This window comes from Nocardioides alkalitolerans DSM 16699, assembly GCF_000426525.1.
Lineage (GTDB): Bacteria > Actinomycetota > Actinomycetes > Propionibacteriales > Nocardioidaceae > Nocardioides > Nocardioides alkalitolerans.
Window position 1 is genome coordinate 407080 of record NZ_AUFN01000011.1, and the last position, 17425, is coordinate 424504.

The 17425-nt window shown below is 74.1% G+C and carries 17 protein-coding genes; 10 read left to right on the forward strand and 7 right to left on the reverse strand.

What is annotated here, in order from left to right; translation table 11 throughout:
* The first annotated feature begins 104 nt into the window (after window positions 1-104).
* The 7 genes from K329_RS0108630 (at window position 105) to K329_RS0108660 (ending at window position 7857) form a co-directional block, all read left to right on the forward strand.
* Window positions 105-818: a GntR family transcriptional regulator gene (locus K329_RS0108630; RefSeq protein WP_028472714.1), complete on the forward strand. Its 714-nt coding sequence runs from the start codon at window positions 105-107 to the stop codon at window positions 816-818.
* Window positions 819-864: 46 nt separating this feature from the next.
* Window positions 865-1419 (forward strand): nucleotidyltransferase family protein, encoded by a 555-nt coding sequence (locus tag K329_RS0108635; protein ID WP_028472715.1) that lies wholly within the window; start codon window positions 865-867, stop codon window positions 1417-1419.
* Between the two features lie 9 nt (window positions 1420-1428).
* Complete coding sequence (locus tag K329_RS0108640) at window positions 1429-2331, forward strand: AAA family ATPase (protein WP_028472716.1); 903 nt, start codon at window positions 1429-1431, stop codon at window positions 2329-2331.
* Entirely contained in the window at window positions 2328-3437 is a 1110-nt protein-coding gene (locus tag K329_RS0108645) for a vWA domain-containing protein (protein ID WP_028472717.1), read from the forward strand. The genes K329_RS0108640 and K329_RS0108645 overlap by 4 nt, the downstream gene beginning before the upstream one ends.
* Window positions 3430-4572 (forward strand): XdhC family protein, encoded by a 1143-nt coding sequence (locus K329_RS0108650; protein WP_028472718.1) that lies wholly within the window; start codon window positions 3430-3432, stop codon window positions 4570-4572. The genes K329_RS0108645 and K329_RS0108650 overlap by 8 nt, the downstream gene beginning before the upstream one ends.
* Before the next feature lie 83 nt (window positions 4573-4655).
* Window positions 4656-5738, forward strand: a complete 1083-nt coding sequence (locus K329_RS25660) for an alpha/beta hydrolase family protein (protein ID WP_211225781.1) — start codon at window positions 4656-4658, stop codon at window positions 5736-5738.
* A gap of 553 nt (window positions 5739-6291) precedes the next feature.
* Window positions 6292-7857, forward strand: a complete 1566-nt coding sequence (locus K329_RS0108660; RefSeq protein ID WP_157571634.1) for a hypothetical protein — start codon at window positions 6292-6294, stop codon at window positions 7855-7857.
* A 198-nt stretch (window positions 7858-8055) separates the two neighbouring features.
* Here K329_RS0108660 and K329_RS0108665 read toward each other — a convergent pair whose 3' ends face one another.
* Window positions 8056-8406, reverse strand: a complete 351-nt coding sequence (locus tag K329_RS0108665) for a hypothetical protein (RefSeq protein WP_211225782.1) — start codon at window positions 8404-8406, stop codon at window positions 8056-8058.
* 72 nt (window positions 8407-8478) lie between these two features.
* Between K329_RS0108665 and K329_RS25665 the strand changes: the two genes are divergently transcribed.
* Window positions 8479-9000: a DUF3995 domain-containing protein gene (locus K329_RS25665; RefSeq protein ID WP_084541124.1), complete on the forward strand. Its 522-nt coding sequence runs from the start codon at window positions 8479-8481 to the stop codon at window positions 8998-9000.
* Between the two features lie 19 nt (window positions 9001-9019).
* Here K329_RS25665 and K329_RS30795 read toward each other — a convergent pair whose 3' ends face one another.
* The 4 genes from K329_RS30795 to K329_RS0108690 all read right to left on the reverse strand — a co-directional run bounded on the left by K329_RS30795 (window position 9020) and on the right by K329_RS0108690 (window position 13375).
* Window positions 9020-10537 (reverse strand): hypothetical protein, encoded by a 1518-nt coding sequence (locus tag K329_RS30795; RefSeq protein WP_028472722.1) that lies wholly within the window; start codon window positions 10535-10537, stop codon window positions 9020-9022.
* A 131-nt stretch (window positions 10538-10668) separates the two neighbouring features.
* Window positions 10669-11166 carry a hypothetical protein gene (locus K329_RS0108680; protein ID WP_157571635.1) on the reverse strand — a complete coding sequence of 166 codons (498 nt, stop codon included), beginning with the start codon at window positions 11164-11166 and terminating at the stop codon, window positions 10669-10671.
* Between the two features lie 4 nt (window positions 11167-11170).
* Window positions 11171-12097 carry an oxygenase MpaB family protein gene (locus tag K329_RS25670; protein WP_052336575.1) on the reverse strand — a complete coding sequence of 309 codons (927 nt, stop codon included), beginning with the start codon at window positions 12095-12097 and terminating at the stop codon, window positions 11171-11173.
* A 96-nt stretch (window positions 12098-12193) separates the two neighbouring features.
* A complete protein-coding gene (locus K329_RS0108690) occupies window positions 12194-13375 on the reverse strand; it encodes an RtcB family protein (RefSeq protein ID WP_028472724.1) in 1182 nt (393 codons plus the stop codon).
* 92 nt (window positions 13376-13467) lie between these two features.
* On the opposite strand from K329_RS0108690, the gene K329_RS0108695 reads away from it, so the two are divergent.
* Together K329_RS0108695 and K329_RS0108700 are read left to right on the forward strand one after the other, a co-directional pair.
* A complete protein-coding gene (locus K329_RS0108695; RefSeq protein ID WP_157571636.1) occupies window positions 13468-13977 on the forward strand; it encodes a hypothetical protein in 510 nt (169 codons plus the stop codon).
* A 67-nt stretch (window positions 13978-14044) separates the two neighbouring features.
* Window positions 14045-15313 (forward strand): aspartate aminotransferase type Ic, encoded by a 1269-nt coding sequence (locus K329_RS0108700; RefSeq protein WP_028472726.1) that lies wholly within the window; start codon window positions 14045-14047, stop codon window positions 15311-15313.
* A 105-nt stretch (window positions 15314-15418) separates the two neighbouring features.
* Here the strand turns inward: K329_RS0108700 and K329_RS0108705 are convergent, their stop codons facing one another.
* Together K329_RS0108705 and K329_RS0108710 are read right to left on the reverse strand one after the other, a co-directional pair.
* On the reverse strand, window positions 15419-15760 hold the full coding sequence (locus K329_RS0108705; protein WP_028472727.1) for a hypothetical protein: 342 nt from the start codon (window positions 15758-15760) through the stop codon (window positions 15419-15421).
* A 106-nt stretch (window positions 15761-15866) separates the two neighbouring features.
* The gene (locus tag K329_RS0108710) at window positions 15867-17399 is read right to left on the reverse strand and encodes a SulP family inorganic anion transporter (RefSeq protein WP_245596491.1); all 1533 of its coding nucleotides are present in this window, start codon (window positions 17397-17399) and stop codon (window positions 15867-15869) included.
* Window positions 17400-17425 lie beyond the last annotated feature (26 nt).

Sequence of the window (17425 nt, forward strand, 5' to 3'; positions counted from 1 at the left end):
ATGTCCGAACGGATGATTGTGGACGGGCAAAGTTCGACATTGGATAGGGAAAAGCCTCACTGATTCACGAGACAAGATGTGCGAAGGTGAATACCGTGACTGTCGTGGACAACGCTGTCGTCGAGCGCGAGCCGCTCAAGCACGTGCAGGTGCGGGAGTACGTCCGCGACCTGCTGGGGGACAGCACGCCGGGCACCCCGGCCCCCTCCGAGCGCGAGCTCGTGCAGAAGTTCGGTGTCGCCCGCATGACGGTCCGCCAGGCCATGGACGCCCTCGTGGCGGAGGGGCTGCTCGAGCGGATCCCCGGGCGGGGCACGTTCGTGGCCAAGCCCCGCAACCAGGTCGGCCGCCTCCTCAGCTACACCGCGGAGATGCAGCGCCGTGGGCTGCTCGCCGAGTCGCAGACCATCCTCGCCCGTCGCGAGCAGGCCGGCCCGGGCGTCGCCCGTGCGCTCGACCTCACCGAGGGCGACGCCGTCATCCACTGGAAGCGCCTGCGTCGCGCCGACGGCAGCCCGATGTGCGTCGAGGACGCCTACCTCAACGAGGTGCTCCTGCCGGGCTTCCTGCAGAGCGGCATGCCGACGAGCCTCTACCACTCCCTCGCCATGCGGGGCATGCGCCCGACGTGGGCCGAGGACTCCGTGACGGCCGACCTGCCGACGCACGAGGAGGCCCAGGCGCTCGAGATCGCGCCCGGCACGCCCGTGCTGCGGGTCTCGCGCCGTGCCGTCGCGGGCGACAAGGTGGTGGAGGTGTCGCGCTCCGTCTACCGCGCCGACCGCTTCACGCTCTACGTCCAGCTCAGCGACGACTGACCTGCCCGCCTCGCCCGCCGGCCCCCGCCCCGTCCCGGTCCACGGCCTGCTCCTCGCCGCCGGCGCGGGGCGCCGCATGGGTCGGCCCAAGGCGCTCGTCGACGACTGGCTCGTCCGCTCGCTCCGGGTGCTCGCCGACGGCGGCTGCTCCGGCCTGACCGTCGTGCTCGGCGCGTCCGCCGACGAGGCCCGCACGCTGCTGGCCGAGGCCGCCACGGGCGCCGGCCTCCCGCCGTACGACGTCGTGGTCGCCCCCGACTGGGCCGAGGGCATGGGCGCCTCGCTGCGCGCCGGCCTGACCGCCCTGCCGGCGGACGTCGACGCCGTGCTCGTGCACCTGGTCGACCTGCCCGACGTGGGGCCCGAGGTCGTGCGGCGCGTGGTCGCCGCCGCGACGGGGCCCGCGGTGCTGGCGCGGGCGTCGTACGACGACGGGCCCGGCCACCCGGTGCTGATCGGCGCCGACCACGTCGCCGGGGTGGTCGCCGCGGCCACCGGGGACCGCGGGGCCCGGACCTACCTCGCGGGCCACGCCGTCGCGCTGGTGCCCTGCGGTGACCTGGCGGACGGCCGCGACGTGGACGTTCCCGGCCGCCAGTAGGCTCACGTCATGGTGGCACCGGTGGCTGGTCCGACGTCCCCCGCCGACGTGGTGGCCGCGCTCGCCGGGGTGGGCTACCTCGCCGACGACGACCTCGCGACCGTCACCTACCTCGCGCTCGACCTGCCGCGCCCCCTGCTGCTCGAGGGGGAGCCGGGCACCGGCAAGACCGCCCTGGCGGAGGCGCTGGCCGCCGCGCTCGCCGTACCGCTCGTGCGGCTGCAGTGCTACGAGGGCATCGACGCCGCGCAGGCGCTCTACGACTGGGACTTCCCGCGCCAGATCCTGCACCTGCGCACGCTCGAGGCCACCGGCGCGGCTCGGGCCGCGACCGACCCGGCGGGGGTCGAGCGGCTCGAGCAGGGGTTGTACGACGAGCGCTTCCTGCTGGCGCGCCCCGTGCTGCGGGCGCTGCGCGAGAGCCCGGCGGTGCTGCTCGTCGACGAGGTCGACCGCGCCGACGACGAGTTCGAGGCGAACCTCCTGGAGGTGCTCGCGACGTACCGGCTCTCGGTGCCCGAGCTGGGCACCGTCGAGGCCGTGACGCCGCCCGTCGTGGTGCTGACGTCGAACCGCACGCGCGAGCTGCACGACGCGCTGAAGCGCCGCTGCCTCTACCACTGGATCGATCACCCCACCCACGAGCGCGAGGTCGCGATCGTGCGCGAGCGCGCGCCCGAGGTGGCCGACGCGCTGGCCGCGCAGGTGGTGACCGTCGTGCAGCGGATCCGCACCGACGGCGGGCTCGTCAAGCCGCCCGGGGTGGCCGAGACGCTCGACTGGGCGCGGGCGCTGGACCGCATCGGCGGGGGCCTCGACGCGGCGACGGCGTCGGCGACGCTGGGCGCCCTGGTCAAGTACCGCGAGGACGGCGAGCTCGTGCGCGCCTCTCTCGGCAGGCTGCTCGGATGAGCGCCGACCCGTCCCTCCCCGTGGTCGTCGGGCTGCCCCGCGCGCTGCGGGCGGCCGGGGTGGCCGTCAGCGCCGACCGCACGCTGGTCTTCGCGGCGGCCTGCGCGCGGCTCGGGGTCGGTGACGCGGACGCGGTACGGCGGGCCGGGCGCGCCACGCTGTGCGCGGGCCCCGACGACCTCGCCGTCCACGACCGGGTGTTCGAGGCCTGGCGCCGCACGTGGTTCGGGGCCAAGGACGCGCCGGAGACCGCTCGGGGTGACGCCGACGAGGTCGCGCGGGCGTCCGTGGGCGACGCCGACGACGCCGGCGCGGGGGAGTCCGAGACCGCACTCGTGGCCGCGCGGGCCAGCGGCGCCGACGTGCTCCGCCACCGCGACGTCGCGCTGCTCGACCCGGCCGACCGGGCCCGGGTGCACCGGCTCTACGCCGAGCTGACGCCGCACGCGCCCCGACGCCGGGCGGTGCGCCGTACCCCGTCGCGCTCCGGCGAGGTGGACCTGCGCCGGACGTTGCGTGCCTCGCTGCGTGGCTACGGCGAGCCCACGCCCGTGGCCCGCCGGCGGCGCGGCACCCGGGACCGCCCCGTCGTGCTGCTGGTCGACGTGTCGGGCTCGATGAGCGCGTACGCCGACGCCCTGCTGCGCCTGGCCCACCGGATGGTGCGGGCCGGCGTCGCCACCGAGGTCTTCACCGCCGGCTCGCGCCTCACGCGCGTCACCCCCGCCCTGCGCACCCGCGACCCGGAGGCGGCGCTCGTCGCGGCCGGGCGGGCGGTGCCGGACTGGGCTGGCGGCACGCGCCTGGGCGAGAGCCTCGGGGCGTTCCTCGACCGGTGGGGCGGTCGTGGCACGGCCCGCCGTGCCGTCGTCGTGGTGCTCTCCGACGGCTGGGAGCGGGGCACCGCCGCCGACCTCGGTCGCGAGATGGCCCGGCTCGGGCGCCTCGCCCACCGCGTCGTGTGGGTGAACCCGCACCGCGGCAAGGACGGCTACGCGCCCGTGCAGTCGGGCATCGTGGCGGCCCTGCCGCACGTGGACGACTTCGTGGCCGGGCACACGCTCGCCACGTTCGCCGAGGTCTGTGAGGTGGTGGCGCGTGCGTGACGTCCTGGACGAGCTCGTGGGGTGGTGGGAGGCCGGCGAGACGGTGGGCATGGCCACGGTCGTCGCCACCTTCGCCTCCGCCCCCCGGCCCGCGGGCGCCTCGATGCTGGTCGGCCCCGGCGGCCAGGCCGTCGGCTCGGTCAGCGGTGGCTGCGTCGAGGGCGCGGTCTACGAGCTGGCCGACGAGGTCGTGGCGTCCGGGACACCGGTGCTGCAGCGCTACGGCGTCTCCGACGACGACGCGTTCGCGGTCGGGCTGACCTGCGGCGGCATCCTCGACGTGTACGTCGAGCGCGTCGACCGCCGCTCCTTCCCCCAGCTCGGCGACGTGGCCGCCGACGTGCGCGCCGGCGCGCCGGTGGCCGTGGCGAGCGTCGTCGCCCACCCGGACCCGGCGTGGGTGGGACGACGGCTCGTGGTGCGGCCCGACGGGGTGGACGGCACGCTCGGCAGCCCCCGGGCCGACGCGGCCGTCGCGGACGACGTACGCGGTCTGCTGGCCGGCGGGCGCAGCGCCACGCTCCACTACGGCCCCGACGGCGAGCGCCGCGGCGAGGGCCTCGAGGTCTTCTGCTGGTCGTTCGCCCCGGCGCCCCGGATGGTGGTGTTCGGCGCGATCGACTTCGCCGCCGCCGTGGCCCGGGTCGGGGGGTTCCTCGGCTACCACGTCACCGTCTGCGACGCCCGCCCCGTCTTCGCGACCAGCACCCGCTTCCCCGACGCCGACGAGGTCGTCGTCGACTGGCCCCACCGCTACCTCGCGGCCGAGGCCGCGGCCGACCGCATCGACGAGCGCACCGTGCTCTGCGTGCTCACCCACGACCCCAAGTTCGACGTGCCGCTGCTCGAGGTCGCGCTCCGGCTGCCGCGGGTGGCGTACGTCGGGGCGATGGGCTCGCGCCGCACCCACGACGCCCGCCTCGACCGGCTGCGCGAGGCCGGGCTGACCGCGGCCGAGCTCGACCGGCTCTCGAGCCCGATCGGGCTCGACCTCGGCGCCCGGACTCCCGAGGAGACCGCCGTGTCGATCGCGGCCGAGATCATCGCCCGGCGCTGGGGCGGGTCGGGGGAGCCGCTCGCGGCGCGCGACGGGCGGATCCACGTCATCGACGACCGGGTGGAGGCACCGCAGTGAGCACACGTCGTACGACGCCGGAGCGGCGGCCCGCAGCGGCTCGGGTGGGGGCCCGGGTGCGGGGTCGGGCTCGTGTGACGGGGGTGGGCGGCGCGTTCCTGGCGCTCGTGCTCGCCGGCTGCGCGGGGGAGGGGGAGCCCGACGCGGCGCCGCAGGACTCGCCGCCGGCCTCGGGGTCGGCCTCGTCGTCCGCGTCCGCTCCGTCGTCGGAGGGGACGGACGGGCCGGGGGACAGCGCCCCTACCGAGCCGACCACGCCCGCCGAGACCGCACCGGCGCTGCCGCCGGCGCCCCACGAGCTGTCGCTGCCCACGCTGATGGCGGAGGAGTTCGTCGGCGGTCCGATCGAGCAGCTGGGCGTGCGGGATGCACCGGGTCCCTACCGCGAGCTCGCGGTGGCGTTCGACAGCTCCGGGGTGCGGGTGTCGGGGGTGCTGGCCGTGCCCGAGGGCGCGGGACCGTTCCCGGCGGTCGTGCTCAACCACGGCTACATCGAGCCCTCGGTCTACGTCACCGGCCAGGGCCTCACCCGCGAGCGCGACCGCCTCGTGCGCGCCGGGTTCGTCGTGCTGCACGTCGACTACCGGGGCCACGCGGCCTCCGACGACACCAGCGACTTCGACCGCGAGTCGCGGCTCGGCTACACCCGCGACGCGATCAACGCGGTGCGCTCGCTGGAGCGCGAGGAGTACGTCGACCCGGAGCGCATCGCCATGCTCGGCCGCTCGATGGGCGGTGCCGTCACCTACAACGCGCTCGTCGCCCAGCCGGGTCTCGTCGACGCCGCCGTGGTCTTCGCCCCGGTGAGCTCGCTCTTCGTCGAGAACTACGAGCAGTTCACCGTGCCGGGTCGCTCCGGCGTCGCCTCCCGTCTCGTCGAGTCCTTCGGGAGCCCGGAGGAGGAGCCCGAGCGGTGGGCCGGCCTCTCCGCACGCACGTACGCCGACCGCATCACCGAGCCGGTCCTCATCCACCACGGCACCGCCGACGACACCTGCCCGCCGATCTGGTCGGAGCAGACCCAGGCCGCCTTCGTCGCGGCGGGCGTCGACAGCGAGCTGATCACGTACGACGGCGAGGGCCACGCCTTCGGCCCGCAGTTCGAGGACTCCATGGCCACCACGATCGCCTTCCTCCGCGAGGAGCTGGAGATCGCTGCGGGCTGAGGCGTGACTGGCCTCCGGTGGTGGAGGACCCGCGTCACCGGTGGTTGAGGAGCGAGCGCCTCGGTGGTCGAGGAGCCGTGAGCGCAGCGAGCCGCGTCCACGGTGGTTGAGGAGCGAGCGCCAGCGAGCGTCTCGAAACCACGCGGCATCCTCGGTGGTCGAGGAGCCGTGGGCGTAGCGAGCCGCGTCACCGGTGGTTGAGGAGCGAGCGTCAGCGAGCGTCTCGAAACCACGGTCCGCCTCCGGTGGTCGAGGAGCTGCACGCTTCGGTGGTTGGGGAACTGTGGGTGCAGCGAGCCGCGTCAACGGTGGTTGAGGAGCGAGCGCCAGCGAGTGTCTCGAAACCACGCGCGATGCCCCGTGGTCGAGCAGCCGTGGGTGCAGCGAGCCGCGTCAACGGTGGTTGAGGAGCGAGCGCCAGCGAGCGTCTCGAAACCACGGCGCGGTACCCCGTGGTCGAGGACTCGGTGGCCGGGTCGGAATGCCGTCAACTATCAGAAACTGCCCTGTGGATTACTCGCACACGTGTTCGAATCCGAGGTAAGATAGGGGCATGTCCCGCAGCCACCAGACCAGCCTCCTCGACACCGCTTCCGCGGTGCTCGACGGTGCCGGCGCGGGCGCTTCAAGAGGTACGGCGCAGGGCTCGTCGGGTGCGGTGCTGCGGGCGGCGCGGGCCGCGCAGCGTGACGCCGAGACCGCGCAGGTCCGGTTGCTGGAGTCGACCCTGGAGTGGGTCGCGATGCACTCCGCGGGCCATGTGGCCCGACCGGGGCGGTTCCGTCCGGTGGTGCCGGTCGCCGGGGCGGGTGCGCCGCTGGTGGAGGACCTCGCCATCGACGAGCTCGTCGCGGTGCTGGGCATGTCGCCTGCTGCCGGTCGGGCGCACGTCGCGGCCGCGGTCGAGCTGCGCTACCGCCTCCCACGCCTGTACGCCGCGGTGATCGCCGGGAGGGTGCCGGTGTGGCGGGCCCGTCGGGTCGCAGAGACCACGATGGCGCACACGGTCGAGGTGGCGGGGTTCGTGGACCGTCACGTCACCCCCGTCGCCGGCACGATCGGGGTCGCCCGCCTGGACGCGCTGGTGGAGGAGGCGATCTGGCGCACCGACCCCGACACCGCGGAACGGATCGCCCACGACGCCGAGCACGAGCTCGACGAACGACGCCACGTGAGCATCGACCGCGACCAGGTCACCTACTCCGGCACGGTCGAGATCCGCGCCGAGGTCGACATGCTCGACGCCTACGACCTCGACGACGCCCTCACCCGCCGGGCCGCCACCTACAAGGCGCTCGGATCCACCGCCGCGCTCGGCGCGCGACGGGCCGCGGCACTCGGGGACCTGGCCCGCGCCGACCTCACCCTCGACCTCATGACCGATGCCGCGGAGGATGCAGGGGCCGGTGCCGACGACACGACCGCGGCCGGTGCCGGTGCTGTCGTGGAGTCGGTCGGCGCCCTCACCCGCCGGGCGTCGGGTCGCCGTGGGGTGAATCTCTACCTCCACCTCACCCTCGAGCAGCTGCAGTCCATGACCGTCCGTGCGACGAGCGTCGGCGCCACCGGCCACCCGAGTGGAGCCGGGATCGGTCGGGCCGAGCACCTCCGGGGACCGGTGCCCGCCGAGCTGATCCGCGACTGGTGCGCACGCCCCACCGTCGACCTCCGGGTAGTGCCGGTCATCGACCTGGCCGAGCACGTCCACGTCGACGCCTACGAGATCCCCGACCGCATCGTCGAGCGCGTCGCCCTGCGCGACCACCACTGCGTTTTCCCCCACTGCACCCGCCCCGCCCGCAGGCTCACCCCCGACCAGCACGCCACCGACTGCGACCACATCACCGCCTACGACCCCGGCAACCCACCATGCCCAACGGCTGCACCCGGCAGCCCCGGCGGCGCGAGTCCCGGCGGCGCCACCTGCACCTGCAACCTCGCCCCGCTCTGCCGACGCCACCACCGACTCAAGACCCACACCGGCTGGACCTACACGCCGATCACCCCCGGCACCTACACCTGGACCAGCCCCCACGGCCACCACTGGATGCGCGACCACCACGGCACCCACGCCCTCGACCCACCAGAACCACCCGGTCTACGGGAACCACGGGGCTGACTCACGCCCAGCAGTGACGCCCGACCGGCCTCACCAACTGACCGCACCAGCTCGACCCGCCGTGGCCCCGCGCACACCCGTGCCCGGGGCTACGGGCACGCCCGGAAGACGTGCGGGAGTCGACGCCGGCCGGAAGCAGCCGCGGCCCGGGTGCCCGTCAGTCCGTCAGCCCGACCTCGGCCGCGGGTCAGGTGGCGGTCAGCCCGCGGTCAGCCCACCGAGCCGGGCGATCGCCTCGCCGGAGGTCTCGCACACCCACACGGGATCCGGGCCGCCCAGCTCGGGGTCGATGCGCAGGGCGTGCTGCTCGAGCGACGCGCAGGTCGTGCACTCCGGCCAGCGGATGCCCTGGTCGAAGAGGGCGTCCTGCACGTCCGTGGCGACGAGGCCGGCGACGAACGGCTGGCCGTCGGGCCACTGCTCGACCCACCAGCGGCGCTCGCCCATCGCGGCCTCCAGCAGCGAGACGCCACCGGCGTCGGCGTAGCCCCGGGCCCCGAGGTCGGCGAGCACCAGGGCACGGGCGGAGAGCAGCACGTCGTCGACCATGCGCACCATTCTCCGCCGGGGCCCAAGGACGGCTCGAGGGGGAGGGCCGGAGCCGTGCCAGACTCGCTGCCCATGACCGTGGTCGGGCACCGTCTGCTCCTCGCCGCCGCCCTCGCCGGGCTCGTGCACGCCGGCTTCAGCCTCTACTGGGCGCTCGGCGGCGGGTGGTTGCTCGACACCGTCGGCGCGTGGGCGGTCGACCTGCAGCGCACCGAGCCACTGGCCGCCGGGGCGGCCCTCACGGCGGTCGCGCTCGCGAAGGCCGCCGGTGCCGTCCTCCCGTGGCTCGCGACCCGGGGTCGGGCGCCCTGGCCGCGGCTGTGGCGCGGGCTGGCGTGGCCGGGATCGGTCGTGCTGGTGCTGTACGGCGGGCTGAACACCGTCGTCTCGTGCCTCGTGCTGGCCGGTGCGATCCGACCCGACGGGGGCTACGACCGCGCGGCGATGGTCGGGCACGCCTTCCTCTGGGACCCGCTGTTCCTCGTCTGGGGCGCCCTGCTCCTCGCCGGCCTCGTCACGACCCGAACGAGGGGCCGGACGAGGGGCCGGACGAGCGGTGCACCCGGATCCGAGGCCGGGACGGACCCCTCCTGAGCGTCCGACGCAGCCGGCGTCAGGGGGTGGCGGTGACCGTGACGGTCACGGTGGCCGTCGGCGACGAGCTCGGCGAGGCGCTGGGCGAGCTCGTCGGCGCGGGCGTCGTCGGCGCCGTGCTCGGGCTGGCGCTTGGGCTGCTCGTGGCCGGAGGCGTCGTCGGCGTGCTCGTCGGCGGTGTGGTCGGCGGCGTCGTGGTCGGAGGCGTGGTCGGCGCGGCCGGCACGCAGTTCGGGTTGTTCTCCGGTGCCACGGCCCTCATGCCGATGCCCCCGACGTTCACGACCGTGCCCTGGCGGATCGAGAACGTGCCGGCGCGCCGCATCGAGTAGCTGCAGGTGTCGTTGCCGCCCGGACCCCACTTCACGTAGCCGCCGTCGGGCTTCTGGAGGATCAGCACGTAGCCCGAGTCGCTGCGCAGGGCGCCGTTGATGGTGAAGAGCCCGCTGGGGGAGGTCCACGTGGAGCCCTTGAGGGTGCCGTACTTGTCGTAGAGCTTGACCTGCACGCTGGGCAGGCGACGGTTGGAGACGCGGTCGTCGACGGCGAAGCCGGTGACGCTGCCGCCGCGCTGGGTCAGCTGGAACGACGTGTAGAGGATGTCGCCGGTGGGGACGTGGCGGCCGCTGGCGACGGGGCCGGAGCGGCCGAGGTAGTTGCCCATGTCGGGCACGGAGAGCGTGTACGGCCCGGGCATGATGCCGGCGAACGTCACGGAGCCGCCGGAGGCCTTGGCCGTGTACCACTGGCCCGTCGTCCGGTTGGTGGCCGTCAGGGTGGCGCTGCCGGCGAGCGGCGAGTTGCCGCCGTACAGGTCGATGGTGAGCGCCCCCGCAGCGCGTCGCAGCACGACGGCGACGTTCGTGTTGCTGCCGATCTTGCGGTTGGGCAGCCACATGCTGGTGTCGGCCCACTGGCCACGGGCGTCGTAGGTGAAGAGCGAGTAGTTCGCCGTGGGCAGGCCGCCGATGGCGAACTGGCCGGCGCTGTTGGCCCGGGTCTCGTAGGACTGGCCGTACTGGTTCGAGGCCACCACGCGGGCGTTCGACCCGGTGACCCGGCCGGTGGTGACGGTGCCCGTGATGCTCGCCCCACGCCGCATGACGGCGTCACGGACGCGGGTGTTGCCGGCCTCGACACCGGTGCTCACGTCGGTCGGCGCGAACCGGTTGGTGTCGTAGGTGGGCCGCGTGTCGGTGACCTGGATGCGGTAGAGCCCCTCGGTGACCGTGAACTTGTAGCCGGTCGTCACGGTCGTGGCCCCGATGTAGGTCCAGTCCTGCGTGAAGAGCGTGACCTTCACGGGCCGGTTGTAGATCTGGCCGTTGCTCTGCCGGATGGTGCCGCGCAGGATGCCCTTGCCGGCGGCAGCCGCCGACGACGAGGTGGCCGCATCGGCGCGGGGGGTCGCGTCGGTGGTCGTGACGAGCGCGATGCCGGCGACGAGCACCACCATGGCGAACAGGGCCGCGAGGGCGTGGCGCAGACCGGCGGAGAACGACGGGGTCGGGACGGCGGGGGCGGGCGACGAGGGCATCAGGAAGGCTCCGGGAGGGTGATGTCCCGGTTCGAGTGCCGGGGACGCCTCAGCGTAGGGCGCGCAGGTGGTGCCCGGCATCAAGAACGCCACAAAGAGGGCTCAGGAGAGGGCCCGGAAGCGGCTCCGACCTACCTGAGGATCGTCGCGATGTTCCACGACATCACCAGCACGAGGAACACCATCAGTGCGACGAACCACGCCAGCCCCGGCCGCTTCTGCGGCGTGTGCGCGATCCGGCTCCGGGACCAGACGAAGAAGGTCGGCGCGTAGAAGACCGGCACCACGTCGCCCGGGCGGGCGTGGAAGCGGATCGACGCCGTGCCCTGCTTGAAGATCCAGTGCAGGTAGCAGTCGACCTGCACTGGCCCCGCGGGGATGGGCAGGACGGTTTCGCCGAACGAGACCGGCACCGGCACGCCGTTGACCAGCGCCCTCGGACCGTTCATCGCCGAGGTGAAGCGACTCCCCGCGACGTGGAGCCGCAGCCACGCCTGGTGCTGCGGCGCCTGGTGGTAGGCGTGCTGCCCGTACGGCGGCTGCGGCTGCGGCTGCGGGTACGGCGGGGGCTGCTGCCCGTACGGCGGCGGCTGCTGCGGCGTGGGCGGCTGGTACGGCGGGGGATGCACCCCGTCAGTCTGCCGCGTCGGCCCCCGGCGCGGCAGCAGAAGCCCGCAGCTGGTCGGCGGCACCGCGGTCGACCGACATCGCCCACCGGATGGTCGAGGTCGAGAGCCCGCCGAGCACGCGCACGGCGGTCCGCTCGGTGACGGGGAGCCAGGGCAGGCGCAGGGGCAGCCGGGTCCACGCGGGCATGAGCCCGACCGCGGCGGCGCCCAGCACGCCGTACGGCGGGCGCGCGGCCAGCGGCAGCGGCGGCTTCCAGAGCAGGTAGCGCACGGCCTCGCGCGCGTGGTCGGTGCCGCGCAGCTCGGGGCGGTACGACGCCAGCGCGGCAGCCAGCTCGGCGACGGTGTGCGGCACGTCGGTCGCGCCGAGCGCCTCCGCGGTGTGGGCGGCCTGGTGCACGTAGAGGTCGGCGTCGTCGGCCGAGAGCGGGTGCGCGCCGTACGTCTGGTGCGCCAGCAGGAAGCTGTCGATCTCGGCGACGTGCACCCACCGCAGGAGGTGCGGGTCGGCGGCCGTGTAGGGGGTGCCGTCCGGCATCGTGCCGGTGATGCGCTCGTGGATCCGCCGCACCGCGGCGACGGCCTGGTCGGCGTGCTCGTCGGTCGCGAAGGTGGTGGCGGCGAGGAACGTGGCGGTGCGGTTGAGCCGCCCCCACATGTCGCCGCGGTAGCCGGAGTGCTCGGACACGGCCGTCATCGCGACCGGGTGGAGCGCCTGCAGCATGAGCGCCCGCATGCCGCCGATGAACATCGAGGCGTCGCCGTGCACCCGGGCGATCGGGTCGTCGGCGGAGAAGCGGCGGGGTCCGGGAGTGCCGTGGATGCGGTCACGCATGCGGGCGCCGTCCGGGCCGGCCACGCGGGAGAACAGCGCCTCGCCGAGCTGGGCCCGCGCGCCGTCGAGCGTGCGGTCGATCAACGGGAGGGCCATGCCCCCATGGTCGCTCGCCCCGCCAAGCCGCCCGCCAAGCCGCCCGCCAAGCCGCCTGCCGGGCCGGCCCGGGGACGGGGCCGGCCCGGCGACGCCTCAGTCGCCCTTCACGTTCACGATCTGGTGCAGCACGTGCCGCACCTCGACGAGGTCGGCCGCGTCGGCCATCACCCGGTCGATCGGTTTGTAGGCCGCCGGGATCTCGTCGACGAACGCGTCGGTGTCGCGGTACTCGATGCCGACCATCGCCTCCCGCAGCTGGTCGCGGGTGAAGGTCTTCCGCGCCCGGGTCCGCGAGTACTCCCGCCCGGCCCCGTGGGGCGCCGAGTTGAGCGCGACGCGGTTGCCCTTGCCGACCACGACGTACGACGCCGTGCCCATCGAGCCGGGGATGAGGCCGGGGCGGCCCTCCTCGGCGTTGATGGCGCCCTTGCGGGAGAGCCACACGACCTTGCCGTAGTGGCGCTCGCTCTCGGTGTAGTTGTGGTGGCAGTTGATCTCCTCGAGCCGCTCGAGGTCGTCCGCCCCACCGAGACCCACCCACGCGGCGAACTCGGCCACGACGCGGTCCATCATCTCCTCGCGGTTGAGCAGCGCGTAGTGCTGCGCCCACCGCATCTGCGCGACGTAGGCGTCGAGCTCCGGCGTGCCCTCCACCAGGTAGGCGAGGTCGCGGTGGGGCAGGTCGACGTACCACTTCGCGCACTGCGCCCGGGCCACCTCGATGTGGTGCTGGGCGATCCGGTTGCCGACGCCCCGCGAGCCGGAGTGCAGGAACAGCCAGACGCGCCCCTGCTCGTCGACGGTCACCTCGATGAAGTGGTTGCCCGAGCCGAGCGTGCCGAGCTGCAGCTCCCACCGCTGCGCGTAGGTGCCCGGGGAGAAGCCGGCCCCGTCGGCCAGCCGGGTGAGCTCCTCGAGCCGCGCCCGGGTGTGCTCCCGGGTCACGTCGCGGTTCGCGGCGCCGGCGGAGAGCGGCACCGCGCGCTCGATGGCCTCGCGCAGCGGGCGCCGCTCGCGGGGCAGCTGGTCGCGGGTGTACGGCGTGCGCACGGCGATCATGCCGCAGCCGATGTCGACGCCGACGGCGGCCGGCATGATCGCGCCGAGGGTCGGGATGACCGAGCCGACGGTCGCGCCGAGGCCCAGGTGGGCGTCGGGCATGAGGGCGACGTGCGGGTGGACGAACGGCATGGTCGCCGTCGTGACCGCCTGCTCGCGCGTGCCGTCCTCGAGGATCGACGCCCAGTTCACGAGGGTCGGGGTGAGGTGCTCCATGCCCCGACGGTAGGCGCGACGAAATCCGTTGCACGACGCATTTGCGCCGTGCTGGGGCTGACGCTCGCCGGGCCAGGTGGCAGCATGGCCGGGTGGCATCGACGACCGGGCGCCAGCCCCTGACGAGGATGGCGACGCGCGCCGCGCCGCGGGTCGGCCTGGTGGTGCTCGCGCTGCTCGTCATCGCGACGAGCGGCTCCCACAACGGCGTGAACTTCGGGGCGCTGGCCGGCTACGCCGCGATCGCCTACGTCGTGCTCCTCGGGCGCCACCGCGCCTGGTGGGACTACGTGCGCACCGGCCGGCGGCCGACGCCGCCCGGCGTCCAGGCCCGGCCGGGGTCCACCCTCCCCGCCGAGTTCGCCGAGCCCGGCCACCTCTCGGTCGAGCTCGTCGACGTGGGCGACAAGGAGGTCTACGTGCTGCACCAGATCCGTCGCATCACGGGCTGGTCGCAGCCCCTCGCGCAGCAGGCCGTCGCCGACGTCGCCGCCAGCGGGTCGGTGATCCTCTCGACCGGGCTCTCGCGCCACAGCGCCCAGGAGGCCTGCGACGCGCTCATCGTGGTGGGTGCCGACGCCCGCGTGGTCGCGCCGACCTGACGACCGTCCGCCGGGCCTGCCACAATCGGGCACGGCCCTGCACCGACGCTACGAGAGTGAGCCCCCGATGGCCCTGTCCGACCTCCAGCCCGCCGACCTCGCCGCCTTCGCCGACACCCAGCGTGCGGCGTACGACGAGCTGACGGCGAAGGGGCTGAAGCTCGACCTCACGCGGGGCAAGCCGTCGAGCGCCCAGCTCGACCTCTCCGAGGGCCTGCTGCGGCTCCCGACCGGCCACACCGCGGCCGACGGCACCGACGTCCGCAACTACGGCGGCCTCACCGGCCTGCCCGAGCTGCGCGCGATCTTCGCCGACCTGCTCGGCACGTCGCCCGCGAACGTGGTGGCCCAGGGCAACTCGAGCCTCACGCTGATGCACGACACGCTCGTCCAGTCCCTCCTCTACGGCCGGCCCGGCAGCGTCGACCCGTGGGGCGTCGAGGAGGAGGTGCGGTTCATCTGCCCCGTGCCCGGCTACGACCGCCACTTCGCCCTCACCGACCGCCTGGGCATCGAGATGGTGACCGTGCCGATGACCGACGAGGGCCCGGACGTCGAGGCCGTCGCGGCGCTCGTCGCCGACGACCCGTCGATCAAGGGCATGTGGCTCGTGCCGACCTACGCGAACCCCTCGGGCTCGGTGTGCTCGGAGCGGGTCGCCCGCGCCCTGGCGAGCATGCCGACCGCGGCCCCGGACTTCACGATCCTGTGGGACAACGCGTACGCCGTGCACCACCTCACCGAGGTCGAGACCCCGACCGCCGACATCCTCAGCCTCTGCGCCGAGGCCGGCAACCCGGACCGGGTCGTCGTCTTCGCGTCGACCTCGAAGATCACGTTCGCCGGCGCCGGCGTCGCGTTCCTCGCCGGGTCCGAGGCGACCGTCGCCTGGTTCCTCAAGGGCCTGGCGTTCTCCTCGATCGGCCCCGACAAGGTCAACCACCTGCGCCACGTCGAGTTCTTCGGCGACGCCGACGGCGTCCGGGCCCACATGCGCAAGCACCGCGAGCTGATCGCGCCGAAGTTCGCCGAGGTCCAGCGCGTGCTGGCCGAGCGGCTTGGCGGGCACGACGTCGCCGAGTGGAACGACCCGGCCGGCGGCTACTTCGTCAGCCTCGACGTGCTCGACGGCACCGCGAGCCGCGTGGTCGAGCTGGCGAAGGAGGCGGGCATCGCGCTCACCCCGGCCGGCGCGTCGTTCCCCTACGGCGACGACCCCCGCGACCGCAACATCCGGCTCGCCCCGACGCTGCCGCCCGTCGAGGAGGTCACCGCCGCGATGGACGCGGTGGCGACCTGCGTGCTGCTCGCCGCGGCGGAGAAGCTCGGGGCCTGACGCCGTACGGCGGGCGACCCCCGGACGCACGAGGACCCGCGCTGCCGGGCACCGGAAGGTGTCGGCGGCGCGGGTCCTCGGCTGTGTCGGGGGACCGGCGGGGGCTCAGACGCTGCTGAGGACCCCGGTGACCAGGCGGCGGTGGATGACCTCGCGGACCTCCGCGGCGCTGGCGGAGTCGTCGAACGTGAAGCCCTCGACGGGCTCGCCGGTGGTGGGGTCGACGGCCCACGCGGTGAGCTGGCGCGACCAGGACTTCTTGCCGTAGGAGCTCATGTGCTGGAGCACGGTGATCATGCCGCGCTGCGGGATGGCGGGCTCGCCCTCCACGCGGATGGCGGTGCCGAGGTCGACGTAGCTGATCGGGTCGACCGTCTCCTCGGCTCGATCGATCAGGACGCGCTCAGCGCGGACTGCCAGCTCGGGGATCTTGTTCTTCGCGACCATCCGACCACGGTAGCCCGATCCGACCGGTTTGGCGTCATCGATGTCGGGGGCGTCGTGCCCGCCGCACGTCATGACGCCCGGTCCCCCGATCGCTCGGGAGGGGCGCTCAGTGGTCGCCCAGGCGGCCGCTGAGGCGCTCGTGCATGGCCGCGCTCGCCGCGTTGAGGCCCGTGATCCGCACCTGCTTGCCCGTGCGGGCGTACTTCTGCGTGACGGCGTCGAGCGCCGCGACGGTCGAGGCGTCCCAGACGTGGGAGTCGGCGAGGTCCACCACGACGTGGTCGGGGTCGCCGGCGTAGTCGAACTGGCTGTAGAGGTCGTTGCTCGACGCGAAGAACAGCTCGCCGGTGACGGTGTAGCGGGCGACGTCGGCGCCGTCGGCGTCGACCTCGACCGTGCGGTGGACCTGCGCGAGGTGGGCCACGCGCCGGGCGAAGAGGGTCGTGGCGACGAGCACCCCGGCGACGACGCCGATGGCGAGGTTGTGGGTGGCGACGACGACCACGACGGTCACGACCATCACGGTCGTCTCGCTGCGCGGCATGCGACGCAGGGTGCTCGGCCGCACGCTGTGCCAGTCGAACGTGCCGACGGAGACCATCACCATCACGGCGACGAGCGCGGCCATCGGGATCGTCGCGACGAGCTCGCCGAAGCCGACGACGAGCACCAGCAGGAAGAGGCCGGCGCAGAAGGTCGAGATGCGCGTGCGGGCGCCGGACGCCTTCACGTTGATCATGGTCTGGCCGATCATCGCGCAGCCGCCCATGCCGCCGAAGAAGCCGGTGATCACGTTGGCGGCGCCCTGGCCCCACGACTCGCGGGTCTTGTCGGAGCCGGTGTCGGTGAGGTCGTCGACGAGCTTCGCCGTCAAGAGCGACTCGAGCAGGCCGACGACGGCCATCCCGAGCGCGTACGGCGCGATGATGCGCAGCGTCTCGAGGTCGAACGGCACGTCGGGCACGACCAGCGAGGGCAGGCTCTCGGGCAGCGCGCCCTCGTCGCCCACGTCGGGCAGCGCCCAGCCGGCCGCGAGCGTGAGCGCGGTGAGGGCCACGATCACCACGAGGGGCGCGGGGACGACGGTGGTGAGCCGGGGGAGCAGCACGAGGATGGCGATGCCGGCCACGACGAGCGGGTAGACGAGCACCGGGACGTCCACCAGGTAGGGCAGCTGCGCCAGGAAGATGAGGATCGCGAGGGCGTTGACGAACCCGAGCATCACCGAGCGGGGCACGAAGCGCATGAGCCGGGCGACGCCCGTCAGCGCGAGGGCCACCTGGACGAGGCCGCCGAGGATCACGGTGGCGATGAGGTAGTCGACCCCGTGCTCGCGCGCCACCGGCGCGATGACGAGGGCGATGGCCCCCGTGGCCGCGGAGATCATGGCGGGCCGACCGCCGAGGAACGCGATGCTCACGGCCATCGTGAACGACGCGAACAGCCCCAGGCGGGGGTCGACGCCCGCGATGATCGAGAACGAGATCGCCTCGGGGATGAGGGCGAGCGCGACGACCAGGCCGGCGACGACCTCCCGGCGCAGCGCCGCGGGCGACCGCAGGGCGGCCGCGACGGTGTGCACGTCGCGGGCGGGGGCGTCGTGCGCCGGGGTGGGGGCGGGGGAGGGGCTCGAGATCACGCGGAGCACCCTAACCTCACGTAACG